This window comes from Streptomyces pristinaespiralis, assembly GCF_001278075.1.
Lineage (GTDB): Bacteria > Actinomycetota > Actinomycetes > Streptomycetales > Streptomycetaceae > Streptomyces > Streptomyces pristinaespiralis.
This window is the reverse complement of sequence record NZ_CP011340.1, coordinates 390,186-406,968: the sequence shown is the minus strand read 5'-3', so window position 1 is coordinate 406,968 and position 16,783 is coordinate 390,186. Positions and strand designations below refer to the sequence as shown.

Annotated in this window: 12 protein-coding genes; 8 read left to right on the top strand and 4 right to left on the bottom strand. The window is 74.6% G+C overall.

The features are described from left to right. Positions 1–245 precede the first annotated feature (245 nt). On the top strand, positions 246–1,781 hold the full coding sequence (locus SPRI_RS01515; protein ID WP_053556640.1) for an MFS transporter: 1,536 nt from the start codon (positions 246–248) through the stop codon (positions 1,779–1,781). A gap of 1,239 nt (positions 1,782–3,020) precedes the next feature. On the opposite strand, the gene SPRI_RS01510 is transcribed toward SPRI_RS01515, so the two are convergent. From SPRI_RS01510 to SPRI_RS01500, 3 genes are read right to left on the bottom strand one after another with little or no spacing between them, the layout of a single operon-like run. Next, positions 3,021–3,206 (bottom strand): tautomerase family protein, encoded by a 186-nt coding sequence (locus tag SPRI_RS01510; protein ID WP_037775547.1) that lies wholly within the window; start codon positions 3,204–3,206, stop codon positions 3,021–3,023. A gap of 52 nt (positions 3,207–3,258) precedes the next feature. Beyond that, positions 3,259–4,527, bottom strand: a complete 1,269-nt coding sequence (locus SPRI_RS01505; RefSeq protein WP_005321557.1) for a DegT/DnrJ/EryC1/StrS family aminotransferase — start codon at positions 4,525–4,527, stop codon at positions 3,259–3,261. Continuing rightward, the gene (locus SPRI_RS01500; RefSeq protein ID WP_005321560.1) at positions 4,524–6,272 is read right to left on the bottom strand and encodes a (2,3-dihydroxybenzoyl)adenylate synthase; all 1,749 of its coding nucleotides are present in this window, start codon (positions 6,270–6,272) and stop codon (positions 4,524–4,526) included. Before SPRI_RS01500 ends, SPRI_RS01505 begins: the two co-directional genes overlap by 4 nt. Positions 6,273–6,515: 243 nt before the next feature. Between SPRI_RS01500 and SPRI_RS01495 the strand changes: the two genes are divergently transcribed. From SPRI_RS01495 to pabB, 3 genes are all read left to right on the top strand, one after another. Further along, a complete protein-coding gene (locus SPRI_RS01495) occupies positions 6,516–7,583 on the top strand; it encodes an ornithine cyclodeaminase family protein (RefSeq protein WP_037775551.1) in 1,068 nt (355 codons plus the stop codon). A 125-nt stretch (positions 7,584–7,708) separates the two neighbouring features. Continuing rightward, a complete protein-coding gene (locus SPRI_RS01490; RefSeq protein WP_005321566.1) occupies positions 7,709–8,905 on the top strand; it encodes a cytochrome P450 in 1,197 nt (398 codons plus the stop codon). A gap of 21 nt (positions 8,906–8,926) precedes the next feature. Then, positions 8,927–11,086, top strand: a complete 2,160-nt coding sequence (gene pabB / locus SPRI_RS01485; protein WP_107082415.1) for an aminodeoxychorismate synthase component I — start codon at positions 8,927–8,929, stop codon at positions 11,084–11,086. A 257-nt stretch (positions 11,087–11,343) separates the two neighbouring features. On the opposite strand, the gene SPRI_RS01480 is transcribed toward pabB, so the two are convergent. After that, positions 11,344–12,171 (bottom strand): prephenate dehydrogenase/arogenate dehydrogenase family protein, encoded by an 828-nt coding sequence (locus SPRI_RS01480; RefSeq protein WP_203227954.1) that lies wholly within the window; start codon positions 12,169–12,171, stop codon positions 11,344–11,346. A gap of 99 nt (positions 12,172–12,270) precedes the next feature. Here SPRI_RS01480 and SPRI_RS01475 point away from each other — a divergent pair, with 99 nt between their 5' ends. The 4 genes from SPRI_RS01475 (at position 12,271) to SPRI_RS01460 (ending at position 16,776) form a co-directional block, all read left to right on the top strand. Continuing rightward, complete coding sequence (locus SPRI_RS01475; protein ID WP_063805320.1) at positions 12,271–12,660, top strand: chorismate mutase family protein; 390 nt, start codon at positions 12,271–12,273, stop codon at positions 12,658–12,660. Then, complete coding sequence (locus tag SPRI_RS01470) at positions 12,657–13,535, top strand: N5-glutamine methyltransferase family protein (protein ID WP_005321573.1); 879 nt, start codon at positions 12,657–12,659, stop codon at positions 13,533–13,535. The genes SPRI_RS01475 and SPRI_RS01470 overlap by 4 nt, the downstream gene beginning before the upstream one ends. A 175-nt stretch (positions 13,536–13,710) precedes the next feature. After that, positions 13,711–14,568 carry an AfsR/SARP family transcriptional regulator gene (locus SPRI_RS01465; RefSeq protein WP_005321575.1) on the top strand — a complete coding sequence of 286 codons (858 nt, stop codon included), beginning with the start codon at positions 13,711–13,713 and terminating at the stop codon, positions 14,566–14,568. 177 nt (positions 14,569–14,745) lie between these two features. Beyond that, entirely contained in the window at positions 14,746–16,776 is a 2,031-nt protein-coding gene (locus tag SPRI_RS01460) for an alpha-ketoacid dehydrogenase subunit alpha/beta (RefSeq protein ID WP_005321577.1), read from the top strand. Positions 16,777–16,783: the final 7 nt, after the last annotated feature.

The window sequence follows — 16,783 nt, the reverse complement described above, 5'->3', positions numbered from 1 at the left end:
GACCGGCAACTCGCGTGTCACACCCGGTGACTCCCGTGCCGTGGCCGGGAGGCCCCGGGCCGGTGCCGGTAAGTCTCCCGCAGTGACGGGGATCCCCTCGCCCAGGGCCCTGGCGGGCCCGCCGGGCCGTGGGGGAGGTGCGGGGGCCGCGGGCCCCGGCACCGCACGAACAGAACAACCGCTCCGGGCCCGTGCGGACTTCACGGTCCCACGACCAGCGGGCCCCTACCCCCTGGAGACATCCCTTGCACAGCACCCGGCCCGCGCCCGCGGCCGACCGTGACCCCAGGCGCTGGGTCATCCTCGGCGTGATCTGCCTGGCCCAACTCGTCGTCCTGCTCGACAACACCGTCCTCAACGTCGCCATCCCGGTGCTCACCACCGACCTGGGCGCCAGCACCGCCGACATCCAGTGGATGATCAACGCCTACGCGCTCGTGCAGTCCGGGCTGCTGCTCACCGCGGGCAGCCTCGCCGACCGCTACGGCCGCAAACGGCTGCTGATGCTCGGACTGGTGCTCTTCGGCGCCGGGTCCGCCTGGGCGGCCTTCGCCCAGGACTCCGCCCAACTCATCGCCGCCCGGGCCGGCATGGGCGTGGGCGGGGCGCTGCTGGCGACCACCACCCTCGCCGTCATCATGCAGGTCTTCGACGACGACGAACGCCCCCGGGCGATCGGCCTGTGGGGAGCGGCCAGCTCACTGGGCTTCGCGGCCGGCCCGCTGCTCGGCGGCGCCCTCCTCGACCACTTCTGGTGGGGCTCCATCTTCCTGATCAACCTGCCCGTCGCGCTGCTGGGCCTGCTGGCCGTCGCCCGCCTGGTGCCCGAGACGAAGAACCCGCAAGGCCGGCGCCCCGACCTGCTCGGCGCCGTGCTCTCCACCCTCGGCATGGTCGGCGTCGTCTACGCCATCATCTCCGGCCCCGAACACGGCTGGACGGCCCCGCAGGTCCTCCTGCCGGCCGCCGTCGGCGCCGCCGCGCTCACCGCGTTCGTCCGCTGGGAACTGCACACCCCCCACCCCATGCTCGACATGGGCTTCTTCACCGACCGGCGCTTCAACGGCGCCGTCGCCGGCGGACTGCTCGTCGCCTTCGGCATGGCCGGCTCGCTGTTCCTGCTCACCCAGCACCTCCAACTCGTCCTCGGCTACGACGCCCTGCAGGCCGGCCTGCGCACCGCGCCACTGGCTTTGACGATCGTCGCCCTCAACCTGGCCGGCCTCGGCGCGAAACTCCTCGCCGCGCTCGGCACCGCCCGCAGCATCGCCCTGGGCATGACACTGCTGGCCGCCGGCCTCAGCGCGGTGGCCGTCGGCGGATCGGGCCCCGACGCCGGCTACGGCGGCATGCTCGCCGGCCTGCTCCTCATGGGCGCGGGCATCGCACTGGCCATGCCCGCCATGGCCACCGCCGTCATGTCCTCCATCCCGCCCGCCAAGGCCGGGGCCGGAGCGGGCGTGCAGGGCACCCTGACCGAGTTCGGCGGCGGACTGGGAGTGGCGATCCTCGGCGCCGTCCTCGGCTCCCGCTTCGCCTCCCAACTGCCCGCCGCCATCACCGGCACCGGCTCCCTCGACGAGGCACTGCGCGACGCCACACCCCAACAGGCCGGGCAGGTCCACGACGCGTTCGCCGACGCGGTGAACACCAGCCAACTCATCGGCGCCGCCGCCGTGTTCACCGGCGGCCTGCTCGCCGCGCTGCTGCTGCACCGCGCCGACCGCAAGGCCGCCCCCCAGCCCACCGCCCCCACCCCCGAACCCACCACCACCGCCTGACCCCCGGCCCGCCGGGCCACCACACAACCCACGGCCCCACCCCTGCGGCTCCCCACCGGGACCCACAGGGGCGGGGCCGTGCCGCTGCCCTGCCCACACACACAGCCCCCACACACACAGCCCCCGCACGGCCGACAGCGCCGGGCGCCGGAACGGACCCCGGCCGGGCACGGGCCGACAACGGCGGCGCGGAGGAGCGGCGGCCGCGTCAGGCAGCGCCTGGCACGCGGAACGGTGACCGCACGGCCACCAGCCCCGCACGACCGGCAGCGGTCGGCACGCACTACGACCGTCCCGTGCCGCGAAGCCCGCCCGACGTGGGAAGCGGCGGTTGCGCAGGCCGCGCCGCGCCGCGGAAGCCGGCGGCCGGCACTGCAAGCAGCGCCCGCACGGCCGACAGCGCCGGGCACGGTCGACGCCTGCCTGCACGGCGATCCAGCGCCGGGCACGGAGAAGGGGTTCGGCCGGCACGCGGCCGGCACCGGGCACGAAGGCCGGCGGCCGACAAGGCCATAGCGCCCCCGCCCCGTCACAGCGGTACCGGGAGGAAAGACGGCGGCCGGTAAGCAGCGCCCGCCCGGCCACCGGCGCCCGGTACGGGGAACATCGGCCGGACGGCCAACAGCGCCGGGCGCGGCAGGCGGCGCCGGGTTCGGGGAGCGTGGGCCCGAGGGCCAACGGTCCTGCGTGGCCGATCGCGTCCGGCATGGAGAACACCGGGCCGGCAGGCGGCGGGCGCGGTCGACCCGCCGGGACGGTCATCAGCGCCGGGCGCGGCGGGCGGCGCCGGGTTCGGGGAGCGTGGGCCCGAGGGCCAACGGCCCTGCGCGGCCGATCGCGTCCGGCATGGGGGACGCCGGGCCGGCAGGCGGCGGCGGGCGCGGAGAAGCGCCGGGCGCGGCCGGCGGCGCCGGGTTCGGGGAGCTGGGGCCGAGGGCCAACGGCCCTGCGCGGCCGATCGCGTCCGGCATGGGGAACGCCGGGCCGGCAGGCGGCGGGCGCGGTCGACCCGCCGGGACGGTCATCAGCGGCGGGCACGCCAACAGCCCCGCCCGGCCGACCGCGGCCCGGCACGGTCGACGCCTGCCCGGCACGGCCGACGCCTGCCCGCGCGGCCGACCGCGGCCCGGCACGGTCGACGCTGGCCCGCGCCGCCACAGCGCCCGCACGGCAGCCAGCAGCGCCCCGCGTCGCGGTCGCCCGCCCCGGTGTGGGGGAGTGGGCGGCGGGGTGGCCGGGTTACTGGCCCGGGACGCCGCCCAGGCCCCAGCGGCGTGGGGGGACGGCGGTCAGCGCGATCCAGGTCTGGTCGCGGATGTCCTCGCCGAACACGTCGACCGTCGCCTGGGTCAGACGCTCGATCAGGGCACGTTCCGACTCCTCGTCGAGCCGCCGGTCGTAGATCTTCACTTCGATGAACGGCATACGCCTGCCTCTCCCTCGGTCTTGGAAAACCACCGGCCGGATGCGGACGGTGTCACAGGTGCCCGGCCGCCACCCGCGTCCCCGTGCCGTGGGCCTCGTGCAGGGCGCGGGTGACCGCCTCGACCATGTAGTCGACCTGGCCGTCACTCAGACCGGGATGGCACGGCAGGTTCATGTGCTCCTCGAACCAGACCCGTTCGGCCGTCGGACACTCGCCCGGCCCGTGGCCGCGCAGCCGCCACTCGGGCGACAGATGGAGCGGGAAGTACCGCAACTGGACCTCCACACCCAGCCGGTCCAGGGCGCGCACGAACCGCTCCCGCACCTGCCGGCCGCCGGTGAGGAAGAACGTGTACAGGTGGTAGGCGTGCAGACTGTCCGCCGCCGCCCGGTGCAGCCGGGTGCCGGCCACCGAGGCCACGGCCTCGTCCAGCCGCTGCGCGATGCTCCGGCGCCGGGCCACGAACCGCTCCAGCGACGCCAGTTGCACCACGCCCACCGCCGCCGCCGCCTCCGACATCGTCGCGTTCGTGCCCGCCCCGCGGACCCCGACCGCCCGGTGACCGTACACACCCTCCGCGAACTTCATCCACGGCAGCAGCGCCGGAGCACCCGCCCGCGCGGAGTCCGGCAGCGCCGCGTACACGCCGTCGGCCTCGTTGTCGCGGATACGTCCCACCCGCTGGGCCCACTCGTCACGCGACAGGGTGATCATGCCGCCCTCGCCGAGGGTGGTGATGTTCTTCGTGGAGTGGAAACTGAAGCAGCCGATGTCCGCCAGTGCCCCCGGCCGCCGCCCCCGGTACACGGCGCCCAGCGCGTGCGCGCTGTCCTCGACGACGATGATGCCGCGCTTGCGGGCCAGGGCCATGATGCGGTCCATGTCGGCCGGGTTGCCGCCGTAGTGGACGAGCAGGATCGCCCGGGTGCGGTCGGTGATCAGCGTCTCCAGCACCGCCGGGTCGAGGTTGAGGGTGTCCGGGTCGATGTCGCAGAACCGCAGCCGCACGTCGTGGTCGAGCAGCGGCTGCACCGTCGCCTGGAACGTCTGCGGGGTGGCGATCACCTCGTCGCCCGGCGCCAGGTCCAGCATCCGCACCGCCAGTTCCAGCGCGACGGTGCCGCTGGTGACACTGAGCGCGTGCCGGGCGCCGGTCAGGCGGGCGAACTGTTCCTCGAACCGCTCCCGCCACACCCCCGACGTCAGCGACCGGCCCGAGCGGACCAGTTCGCCCAGCGCCGCCAGGTCCGCCTCGCCCACCACCGAACCGCGTCGCGCGAACGGCACCCGGTAGCCGCCCTCGGGCCCGGGCCCGCTCACGCCGCCTCCTCCCGCCCGCCACCGGCGGCCGTCACCCCGCCCGCGGACCCACCCCCACCGGCCGTATCGCCGTCCGTGGTCGGGCCGTGGCCGGCGGTGGTGGGGCGGGTGGGGGCGGTCTTGGCGGCGATGTCGGCCGCCAGGGCCTTCTTGTCGACCTTGTTGAGGCCGGTCAGCGGGAACGCGTCGACGACCTCCACCCGGTCGGGAAGCTTGTAGTCGGCCAGTCCCCGCGCGCGCAGCAGCCGGCGCAGCGCCGCCATCGGCGGTGCGGGACGGCCGGGTGCGGGCACGATGTAGGCGCAGACCTTCTCGCCCCACACCGGGTCGGGCATGGCGACGACGGCGGCCTGCTGGACGTCGGGGTGGGCGCCCAGGTGGCCCTCGACCTCGGTCGCGGAGACCTTGTCGCCGCCGCGGATGACGACGTCCTTGATCCTGCCCTCCACCACCAACTGCCCGTCGGCGGTGAGCCGCACCAGATCGCCGCTGCGGTAGAAGCCGTCCTCGGTGAACGCGCGGGCGTTGTGCTCGGGGGCCCGGTAGTAGCCGCGCAGCGTGTAGGGGCCGCGGGTGAGCAGTTCACCGGTCTCACCGCGGGGCACGGGCCGGCCGTCGGGGTCGGCGACGCGTATCTCGTCGGCCTCGGACACCGGCCGGCCCTGGGTGCGCAGCACCACGTCCGCCGGGTCGTCGTCGCGGGTGAAGGTCAGCAGTCCCTCGGCCATGCCGAACACCTGCTGCAGCCGCACCCCCAGTTCGGGGCCGATCCGGGCGGCGAGCTCCTCGTGGAGTTTGGCGCTGCCGACCTGCAGCAGCTGAAGGCTGCCCAGGTCGCGGCCGTGGCCTTGTGCGGCGGCCGCCAGCCACAGGTGCACGATCGTGGGGATGACGGAGGTGAAGGTGACGTGTTCGCGTTCGATCAGCGCGAAGCACTCCTCGGGCTGCGGTGACAGCGCGAACACCACCCGCCCGCCGGCGTGCAGGGTGCCCAGGATGCCCGGGCAGCCGAAGGGGAAGTTGAACTCGGCCGGCAGCACCGCCAGATAGACACTGTCCGCGTCCAGGCCGCAGATACCGGCCGTGACCCGGCACTGGTAGGCGTAGTCGTCGTGGGTGCGCGGGATCAGCTTCGGCAGCGCGGTCGTCCCCCCGGACAGCAGGAAGAACGCCACGTCGGAGGCGTCCACGTCCGCCGGCGCCACCGGGTCGCCGTCCACGTCGGCCAGCGCGGTGAACCCCTCGGGCAGCACCGCGGGCGCCTCGCCCGCCACGAACACCTGCACCGGGCGGGCACGGCGGGCACGGGCCTCCACGGCCGCCGCGACATGGTCGTAGCCGGTGCCGGTGCCCGGCAGGATGTGGGCGACGGCGCCGGACAGCTCGAGCAGGTGCCCCACCTCGGCGGCACGGTGCGCGGGCAGCGCGAACACCGGCAGCGCGCCCAGACGGAACAGCGCGAAGCACACCGCGACGAACTCGGGCGTGTTCGGCAGCTGCACCAGCACCCGCTCGCCGGCGCCGATCCCGCGCGCCGCGAACCCCGCCGCCAGCCGGTCGCACCAGCGGTCCAGGGCACGGTAGGTGACACGGGAGCACCCGTCCGCGCCGACCAGCGCCTCCCGCTCGCCGTACTGCTCCGCCCAGCGGCCCAGCAGCATGCCCAGCGGCTCGCCCCGCCAGTAGCCGGCCGCCCGGTACTTCGCGGCCACATCCTCGGGCCAGGGAACGCATCCGTCCAGCATCGTTGGTCCTTTCCGGCTTCGTCCTCGCGTCGCGCCCAGTGTCGGCAGCGCCGTTGACACGCCGCTGATGCGCCGCGCCCGCGCGCCGCCGCTCCGTCAGGAGCCGATCAGGGCGGCGTCAGCCGGGCCGGACAGGATGCCGCCCACGGGGCCCGGCACACCGGGCCGCGGCGACAGCGGGCCGGCGACCGGCAGGCCGACACCACGCACGGACGAGAAGAAACAACACAAGGGGAGCACCCGATGGAGACCTGGGTCCTGGGCCGGCGCGACGTCGCCGAGGTGGTGGCCGCCGTCGGCCGCGACGAACTCATGCGCCGCATCATCGACCGCCTCACCGGCGGACTGGCCGAGATCGGCCGCGGCGAGCGGCACCTGTCCCCGCTGCGCGGCGGACTGGAACGCAGCGAACCCGTGCCCGGCATCTGGGAATGGATGCCGCACCGCGAACCCGGCGACCACATCACCCTCAAGACCGTCGGCTACAGCCCCGCCAACCCCGCCCGCTTCGGCCTGCCGACCATCCTGGGCACCGTCGCCCGCTACGACGACACCACCGGCGCCCTGACCGCCCTGATGGACGGCGTGCTGCTCACCGCCCTGCGCACCGGCGCCGCCTCCGCCGTCGCCTCCCGCCTGCTGGCCCGCCCCGACAGCCACACCCTGGGACTGATCGGCACCGGCGCCCAGGCCGTCACCCAACTGCACGCCCTGTCCCTGGTACTGCCCCTGCAACGGGCCCTGGTGTGGGACACCGACCCCGCCCACCGGGAAAGCTTCGCCCGGCGCGCCGCGTTCACCGGCGTCAGCGTCGAGATCGCCGAGCCCGCCCGGATCGCCGCCGAGGCCGACGTCATCTCCACCGCCACCTCGGTAGCCGTCGGCCAGGGCCCGGTCCTGCCCGACACCGGCGTCCGCGAGCACCTGCACATCAACGCCGTCGGCGCGGACCTCGTCGGCAAGACGGAACTGCCGCTCGGCCTGCTCGAGCGGGCGTTCGTCACCGCCGACCACCCCGAGCAGGCGCTGCGCGAGGGCGAGTGCCAGCAACTCTCCGCCGACCGGCTCGGCCCGCAGCTGGCCCACCTGTGCGCCGACCCGGCGGCCGCCGCCGGCCGGCAGGACACCCTGAGCGTCTTCGACTCCACCGGCTTCGCCTTCGAGGACGCCCTGGCGATGGAAGTGTTCCTCGAGGCCGCCGCCGAACGGGACCTGGGCATCCGGGTGGGCATCGAACACCACCCCGGCGACGCCCTGGACCCCTACGCCCTCCAGCCCCTGCCCCTGCCCCTGGCCGCCCCCGCCCACTGACCCCCCCCTTTTTTCGGGACCCCCGCTCTTTTTCGAGACCCCCGCCCGGCCGGCCCGGCCCTCCTCCCGCCGGCCCCCATGCCCGGCCGGGCCGGGGCACCCACGACGCCCTCGCGAGGAGAGAGATGCCCCCCACCCCCCGGCCCACCACCGACGACGGCGGCCGTGAACTGCTCGCCTGGCTGCGCGAGATGCGCCACCACCACCCCGTCCACGAGGACGAATACGGTGCCTTCCACGTCTTCCGGCACGCCGACGTCCTCACCGTCGCCTCCGACCCCGGCGTCTACTCCTCCCAGCTCAGCCGGCTACGGCCCGGCTCCCAGGCGTTGAGCGAACAGATCCTGTCGGTCATCGACCCGCCGATGCACCGCACCCTGCGCCGCCTGGTCAGCCAGGCCTTCACCCCCCGCACCGTCGCCGACCTCGAACCACGCGTCACCGAACTGGCCGGGCAACTGCTCGACGCCGTCGACGGCGACACGTTCGACCTCGTCGCCGACTTCGCCTACCCGCTGCCCGTGATCGTGATCGCCGAACTCCTCGGCGTGCCGCCCGCCGACCGCACCCTGTTCCGCTCCTGGTCCGACCGGATGCTGCAGATGCAGGTCGCCGACCCGGCGGACATGCAGTTCGGCGACGACGCCGACGAGGACTACCAACGCCTCGTCAAAGAACCCATGCGCGCCATGCACGCCTACCTCCACGACCACGTCACCGACCGCCGCGCCCGCCCCGCGAACGACCTGATCTCCGCACTCGTCGCCGCCCGCGTGGAGGGCGAACGACTCACCGACGAGCAGATCGTCGAATTCGGGGCGCTGCTGCTGATGGCCGGCCACGTCTCCACCTCCATGCTGCTCGGCAACACCGTGCTGTGCCTGAAGGACCACCCCCGGGCCGAGGCCGCCGCCCGCGCCGACCGGTCCCTGATCCCCGCCCTGATCGAAGAAGTACTGCGGCTGCGGCCGCCGATCACCGTCATGGCCCGCGTCACCACCAAGGACACCGTCCTCGCCGGCACCACCATCCCCGCCGGACGCATGGTCGTGCCCTCCCTGCTGTCCGCCAACCACGACGAACAGGTCTTCACCGACCCCGACCACCTCGACCTCGCCCGCGAAGGCCGCCAGATCGCCTTCGGCCACGGCATCCACTACTGCCTGGGCGCCCCGCTCGCCCGCCTGGAGGGCCGCATCGCCCTGGAAGCCCTCTTCGACCGCTTCCCCGACTTCTCGCCCACCGACGGCGCAAAACTGCGCTACCACCGCGACGGACTGTTCGGCGTCAAGAACCTGCCGCTGACCGTACGGCGCGGCTGACACAGACAAGGGGGCCACCTGGTGCGCACCGTGCGAACCCTGCTGATCGACAACTACGACTCGTTCACCTACAACCTCTTCCAGATGCTGGCCGAGGTGAACGGCGCCGCTCCGCTCGTCGTCCGCAACGACGACACCCGCACCTGGCAGGCCCTGGCGCCGGGCGACTTCGACAACGTCGTCGTCTCACCCGGCCCCGGCCACCCCGCCACCGACACCGACCTGGGCCTCAGCCGCCGGGTGATCACCGAATGGGACCTGCCGCTGCTCGGGGTGTGCCTGGGCCACCAGGCCCTGTGCCTGCTCGCCGGCGCCGCCGTCGTCCACGCACCCGAACCCTTTCACGGCCGCACCAGCGACATCCGCCACGACGGGCAGGGCCTGTTCGCGAACATCCCCTCCCCGCTGACCGTGGTCCGCTACCACTCGCTGACCGTCCGGCAACTGCCCGCCGACCTGCGCGCCACCGCCCACACCGCCGACGGGCAGCTGATGGCCGTCGCCCACCGCCACCTGCCCCGCTTCGGCGTGCAGTTCCACCCCGAATCGATCAGCAGCGAACACGGCCACCGGATGCTCGCCAACTTCCGCGACCTGTCCCTGCGCGCGGCCGGCCACCGCCCCCCGCACACCGAACGCATACCCGCACCCGCACCCGCCCCCGCCCCCGCCCCCGCACCGGCACCGCCCGCGTCCGCGCCGGTGGGGGAGTACCGGCTGCATGTGCGCGAGGTCGCCTGCGTGCCCGACGCGGACGCCGCGTTCACCGCCCTGTTCGCCGACGCCCCGGCCCGGTTCTGGCTCGACAGCAGCCGCGTCGAGCCGGGCCTCGCCCGCTTCACCTTCCTCGGCGCCCCCGCCGGCCCGCTCGGCGAACAGATCACCTACGACGTCGCCGACCGGGCCGTGCGCGTCAAGGACGGTTCAGGCGGCGAGACCCGCCGGCCCGGCACCCTCTTCGACCACCTGGAACACGAACTGGCCGCCCGCGCCCTGCCCGCCACCGGCCTGCCCTTCGAGTTCAACCTCGGCTACGTCGGCTACCTCGGCTACGAGACCAAGGCCGACAGCGGCGGCGAGGACGCCCACCGCGGCGAACTGCCCGACGGCGCCTTCATGTTCGCCGACCGGATGCTCGCCCTCGACCACGAACAGGGCCGGGCCTGGCTCCTGGCACTGAGCAGCACCCGACGGCCCGCCACCGCACCCGCCGCCGAACGCTGGCTCACCGACGCCGCCCGGACCCTCGCCACCACCGCCCCCCGCCCGCCCTTCACCCTGCTGCCCGACGACCAACTGCCCGCCCTGGACGTCCACTACCGCCACAGCCTGCCCCGCTACCGGGAACTGGTCGAGGAATGCCGCCGCCTGATCACCGACGGCGAGACCTACGAGGTGTGCCTGACGAACATGCTCCGGGTGCCCGGCCGGATCGACCCGCTCACCGCCTACCGCGCCCTGCGCACCGTCAGCCCCGCCCCCTACGCCGCCTACCTGCAGTTCCCCGGGGCCACCGTGCTCAGCTCCTCACCCGAACGGTTCCTGCGCATCGGCGCGGACGGCTGGGCGGAGTCCAAACCCATCAAGGGCACCCGCCCCCGCGGCGCCGGCCCCGCCCAGGACGCCGCCGTCAAGGCCTCCCTCGCCGCGGCCGAGAAGGACCGCAGCGAGAACCTGATGATCGTCGACCTGGTCCGCAACGACCTCGGCCAGGTCTGCGACATCGGCTCCGTCCACGTACCGGGCCTGTTCGAGGTGGAGACCTACGCCACCGTCCACCAGCTCGTCAGCACGGTCCGCGGCCGCCTGGCGGCCGACGTCTCCCGCCCCCGCGCGGTACGGGCCGCCTTCCCCGGCGGGTCGATGACCGGCGCGCCCAAGGTCCGCACCATGCAGTTCATCGACCGGCTCGAGAAGGGCCCGCGCGGCGTGTACTCGGGCGCGCTGGGCTACTTCGCCCTCAGCGGCGCGGCCGACCTCAGCATCGTCATCCGCACCATCGTCGCCACCGAGGAGGCCGCCACCATCGGCGTGGGCGGCGCCGTCGTCGCCCTGTCCGACCCCGACGACGAGGTCCGCGAAATGCTCCTCAAGGCGCAGACCACCCTCGCCGCCCTGCGCCAGGCACACGCGGCCGCCACCGCCTCGGACCGTGAACTCCTGGCCGGCAGCCTGCGGTGACCCACCCACCGCCCCACCCCGCCACCGCAACCCCGGCTCACCCCCGGGGCGGCCGCGCGCGGTGCCGCCCGGCGGCCGACCCGGCGACGGGTCCGCTCGCGGACCGGGTGACGGACCCGGCGGCGGGGCCGGCGGCGGGCCGGGACGTGGGCCGGGACGTGGGCCCGGCGTGCCCGGCGACCGGCACGGCGGCGGGCCCGGACGTGGGCCCGGCGTGCCCGGCGACCGGCACGGTGGCGGGGCGGGGCGGGGGACGGTCAGTGCAGGGCGGTGAACATCCGCGCGCACAGCCGTTCCAGCTCCGCACCGTGCTCGCCCAGCACACCGCGCAGTTCGGCGAACAGGGCGGCGAACGTCTCCTCGTCGCCCCTCTCGACGGCCTGCCCCAGCCGCACCAGGCCGCGGCCCAGCGCCTGCCGCGCGGCCGGCGCGCCGGGGTTGGCGGCCTGGATGTCGAAATACACCTCCGGCGTCCCGCCGGCGATCCGGGCCAGCAGCGCCAGCATCGCCAGATGCGGCGGCGGGGCACTGTCCCGCAGCGCCCCCACGTCCACCGACAGCTCACCCAGGCCCAGCCCGAAGGCCAGCACCGCGGCATGCGTGGCGGCCTGCTGCGCGGCGGTCAGCTCGTCGTGCCGCCGCGCCGGCATCTCCACCACCCGGGCCCCCCACCCGGCCACCAGCTCCACCAGGGCCCGCACACCGGGCCCGTCGGTGACCACCACCGCCGCCACCGGCCGCCCCTGAAGACCCAGCGAGGGGGCGAACATCGGGTTCAGCCCCACCGCCTGCAGCCCCGGCGCCGCCTCACGCAGCCGCCCGGCGATCCGGCTCTTGACCGACAAGGTGTCCGCGAGCACCGCACCGGGCCGCATCACCCCCGCCAGCACCTCCACCGCCTCCCACGCCACCGGCTCCGGCACCGCCAGCACCACCACGTCCGCCGCCGCCAGCGCCGCGACCGCCTCCGGCCCCGGCCGCCGCACATCACCGGCCACCACCCGCACCCCGTCCGCCGCACCGGCCCCGGCCACGTCCAGCCAGGTCACCGCCACCCCCGAACGCACCAGCCAGTGGCTGAACATGCGGCCCACCGCACCGGCCCCGCCCACCACCACACAACGCCCGAACACCGAACCACCCCTCATCCGCGTTCCCGATCCCCCCGGTACGGAGGAAGAACCATGACCCCGCCCGCCATCCCCGCCGCCCCGCCCGCCACCGGGCCCGCCCCCGCCACCGACCCCCTCGACGCGCTGCGCGCCCGCCTGGACGCCGCGGACGCCGCCCTGCTGGACGCCGTCCGCACACGCCTGGACATCTGCCTGCGCATCGGCGAGTACAAGCGCCTCCACCAGGTGCCGATGATGCAGCCCCACCGGATCGCCCAGGTCCACGCCAACGCCGCCCGCTACGCCGCCGACCACGGCATCGACCCCGCCTTCCTGCGCACCCTGTACGACACGATCATCACCGAGACCTGCCGCCTCGAGGACGAGTGGATCGCCTCCGGCGGCGCCCCCGTCCCCACGCCCGTGCACGCGTCCGCGTCCGCGCGGGGGGCCGTGTCGTGACCGCCGCCGCACCCACCCTCGCCCAGGCGCTGGACGAGGCCACCGGGCAGCTGACCGGCGCCGGGATCACCGCCGACGCCGCCCGGGCCGACACCCGGCTGCTGGCCGCCCACGCCTGCCAGGTCGCCCCGGGGGACCTCGACACCTGCCTGGCCGGCCCGGTGCCGCCCCGGTTCTGGCACTACGTCCGGCGCCGTCTGACCCGCGAACCCGCCGAACGCATCGTCGGCCACGCCTACTTCATGGGCCACCGCTTCGACCTGGCCCCCGGCGTCTTCGTCCCCAAACCCGAGACCGAGGAGATCACCCGGGACGCCATCGCCCGCCTGGAGGCCCTCGTCCGCCGCGGCACCCCCGCACCCCTGGTCGTCGACCTGTGCGCCGGACCGGGCACCATGGCCGTCACCCTGGCCCGCCACGTACCGGCCGCCCGCGTCCTGGGCATCGAACTCTCCCAGGCCGCCGCCCGCGCCGCCCGGCGCAACGCCCGCGGCACCGGCGCCCGCATCGTGCAGGGCGACGCCCGCGACGCCTTCCCCGAACTGAGCGGCACCGTCGACCTCGTCGTCACCAACCCGCCCTACATCCCCATCGGACTGCGCACCTCCGCACCCGAAGTGCTCGAGCACGACCCGCCGCTGGCCCTGTGGGCCGGGGAGGAGGGCCTCGGCATGATCCGCGCCATGGAACGCACCGCGGCCCGGCTGCTGGCCCCCGGCGGCGTCCTGCTCCTCGAACACGGCTCCTACCAACTCGCCTCCGTGCCCGCCCTGTTCCGCGCAACCGGCCGCTGGAGCCACGCCTCGTCCCGTCCCACCTGCAACGACGGCTGCCTGACCGCCGTACGCAACCACACCTGCGCACCGCCCGCCTGACACGGCGTCACGGCACGGCCGGCCTGTCGGCAACGACCCTACGCCATTGACAAACCGACCGTGCCGTTTTTTTAATGTCGGGGTGGCGGACCCGGAACGAGAAGGGGCCTGCCGCACCGGAGACCACGACCACCGGTCCCGGACACGCCACGGCCCAGGGGGAAGACGAAACGCCATGGACATCGACATACTCGGCGCGCTGTCGGCGCGCGAGAACAACATCACCGTCACACCCACCGCGCCCAAACCACGTCAGGTCCTCGCCCTGCTGGCGCTCAACGCGGGCCAGGTGGTGCCGATGTCCGCCCTCAGCGAGGAACTGTGGGGCCCCACACCGCCGCGCAGCGCCCGCACCACCGTGCAGACCTACATCCTCCAGCTGCGCGAACTGATCACCCGCGCCCTCGGCCACGGGAACACCGGCCGCACCGCCAAGGACGTCCTGACCACCGGACCCGGCGGCTACCGCCTCGACGTGGGCGGCGGCACCCTGGACTTCCGCGAGTTCGAACGCCGGGCCGGCGCCGGCTACCGGGCCATGGACGCCGGCGACTACCCCGGCGCCGCGAAACGGCTGCGCGACGCCCTGTCCCTGTGGACCGGCTCCGCACTGGCCGACGTACCCGCCGGCGCCCGCCTCACCCTGGAGGCCAGGCGCCTCGAAGAGGCCCGCCTGTGCGCCCTGGACCAGCGCATCGAGGCCGACCTGCGCCTGGGCCGCCACCGCGAACTGCTCGCCGAACTGACCGTCCTGGTCGGCCGCCACCGCCTCCACGAGAGCCTGCACGGCCAGTTCATGCTCGCCCTGCACCGCTCCGGCCGCCGCGGCGAGGCCTTGAGCGTCTACCAGCGCCTGCGCACCACCCTCGTCACCGAACTGGGCCTGGAACCCTCCGCCCAGCTCAGCCGGCTCCAGCGCTCCCTGCTCACCGCCGGCCCCGAAACCCCCGTACCCCCCGCCCCGGCCGCAGCGGCCGCCGGGCACAGGGACGGACGGCCCGCCGGGCACCGGCCCGCCGCCACGGCCGGCTGACCGGGCCGGCCGGCCGACATGAGCCCCGCCCCCGAGCCCTGGCTCCTGCGAGGGACACCTCATCCTTTCTCCCTAGCCGCACACGGTGAATCACCCCCCGCCCCGCACGAGCCGGCACCGCCTTATTGGCCCCTGGGGGCGATGTTTCCACCGCGGCCCGAACGGCAGGATTCGTCCGTGACGAACCCGACGAAGGAAAACGGGACTTCCGGCATACCCGCACAGCGGCGGACCGCATTTCTCGAACTGATGCTGCTCTCCCGGGAATGCGACCGCAGATCGGGCATCGTGCTGCGCCAGGGCGAGGCCTGGTTCCACATTTCCTCCGCAGGCCACGAGGCACTCGCCGCCCTGTGCGAACTGCTGGAACCCGACGACCTGCTCTTCCCCCACTACCGCGACCGGGCATTGATGCTGGCCCGCGGAATGGACCCGGAAGCACAGGCCCGCGACCTCATGGCCAAGGAGAAGTCCCATTCCGCCGGCCGTAATATGAGCGCCCATTTCGGCCACCGCCCCGGAAACGTCTTCTCCATCGCCAGCCCCACCGGAAGCCAGTGCCTCCCGGCGGCCGGCGCCGCCTGGGCCGCCCGGCTCAGGGGCAGCACCCAGGCGGTCGTCTGCTCCATCGGCGACGCCTCCACCCGGCAGGGCGAATTCTTCGAAGCGCTCGCCTTCGCCGTCGAACGGGCGCTGCCCGTCGTCTTCCTCGTCGCCGACAACGGCTATGGCATCTCCACCCCCACCGACACCATGTCGCCCCACGCGCTCGGCCTCCTGCCGCCCGGCCGCACCACCGTCGTCGACGGCGCCGACCCCGACGCCGTCCACACCGCCTCCGCCGCCGCCCTGGCCGCCGCCCGCGCCGGCGAAGGCCCCACCGTCCTGTGGTGCCGCCTGGACCGGCTGGAGTCCCACACCTCCTCCGACGACCACCGCGTCTACCGCAGCGCCGCCGACCTCGCCGCCCTGCGCGACCCCATCGACCTCTTCGCCGCCCGCCTCACCGCGGAAGGCGTCCTCGAGGACGGCCGGCTCGAGGACATCCGCGCCCGCCTCGCCCGCGAGATCGAGGACGTCTACGACCGCGTCGCCACCGAACCCACCGCCGACCCCCGGCACATCACCGACCACCTCTACGCCCCCCGCCCCGCCACCACCCCCACCACCGCCGCCGCGGACACGGGCACGGGTGGGGATGGGGGTGCGGGGCGGGAGGTCACCGTCGCGCCGTGCGGGGGGACCATGGTCGCCGCCGTCAACCGGGCCCTGGCCACCGGACTGGCCCGCCACCGCGAACTGGTCCTGTTCGGCGAGGACATCGACGACCCCAAGGGCGGCGTGTTCGGCTTCACCAAAGGACTCGGCCCCGCCGCCGGACCCCGGATGACCAACGCCCCCCTCGCGGAGGCCACCATCGTCGGCGCCGCCGTCGGACTGGCCGCCGCCGGCATGCGGCCCGTCGTGGAACTGCAGTTCGTCGACTTCGCAGGCCCCGCCTGGAACCAGATCGCCGCCCAGCTGACCACCCTGCGCTGGCGCACCGCCTCCGCCTGGCAGTGCCCCGTCGTCATCTACGCCCCCTGGGGCGGCTACCTGCCCGGCGGCGGCATCTGGCACAGCCAGAGCAACGAGAGCCTCTTCACCCACCTGCCCGGACTGCGCGTCGTCGTCCCCTCCACCCCCGAGGACACCGAGGCCGCCTTCCTCGAATCCTTCACCGCCGACGACCCCACCCTGATCCTGCTGCCCAAACACCTCATGCGCCGCCGCCAGGAACCGGCCGCCCGCCCCGCCCCCGCCCACGGCGCCCGCACCCTGCGCACCGGCACCGACGTCACCATCGCCACCTGGGGCAACGGCACCGAACTGGCCACCGAGGCAGCCGACACCCTCGCCGCCGACGGCATCACCGCCGACGTCCTCGACCTGCGCTGGCTCGTCCCCCTGGACCGCGCCGCCGTCGCCGACTCCCTGCGCGCAACCGGACGCCTCGTCGTCGTCCAGGAGGACAACCGCACCAGCAGCTACGGCGCCGGCCTCATCAGCGAACTGCTCTGCGCCGACGACGACTTCTACTCCCTGCTCGCCCCACCGCGCCTGGTGACCCGCGACGACGTGCACGTCCCCTTCCACCCCGACCTCGAACGCGCGGTCCTGCCCACCGCGCACGACGTGGTCGCGGCCGTCCGATCCACTCTCGCCTGAGGCATGA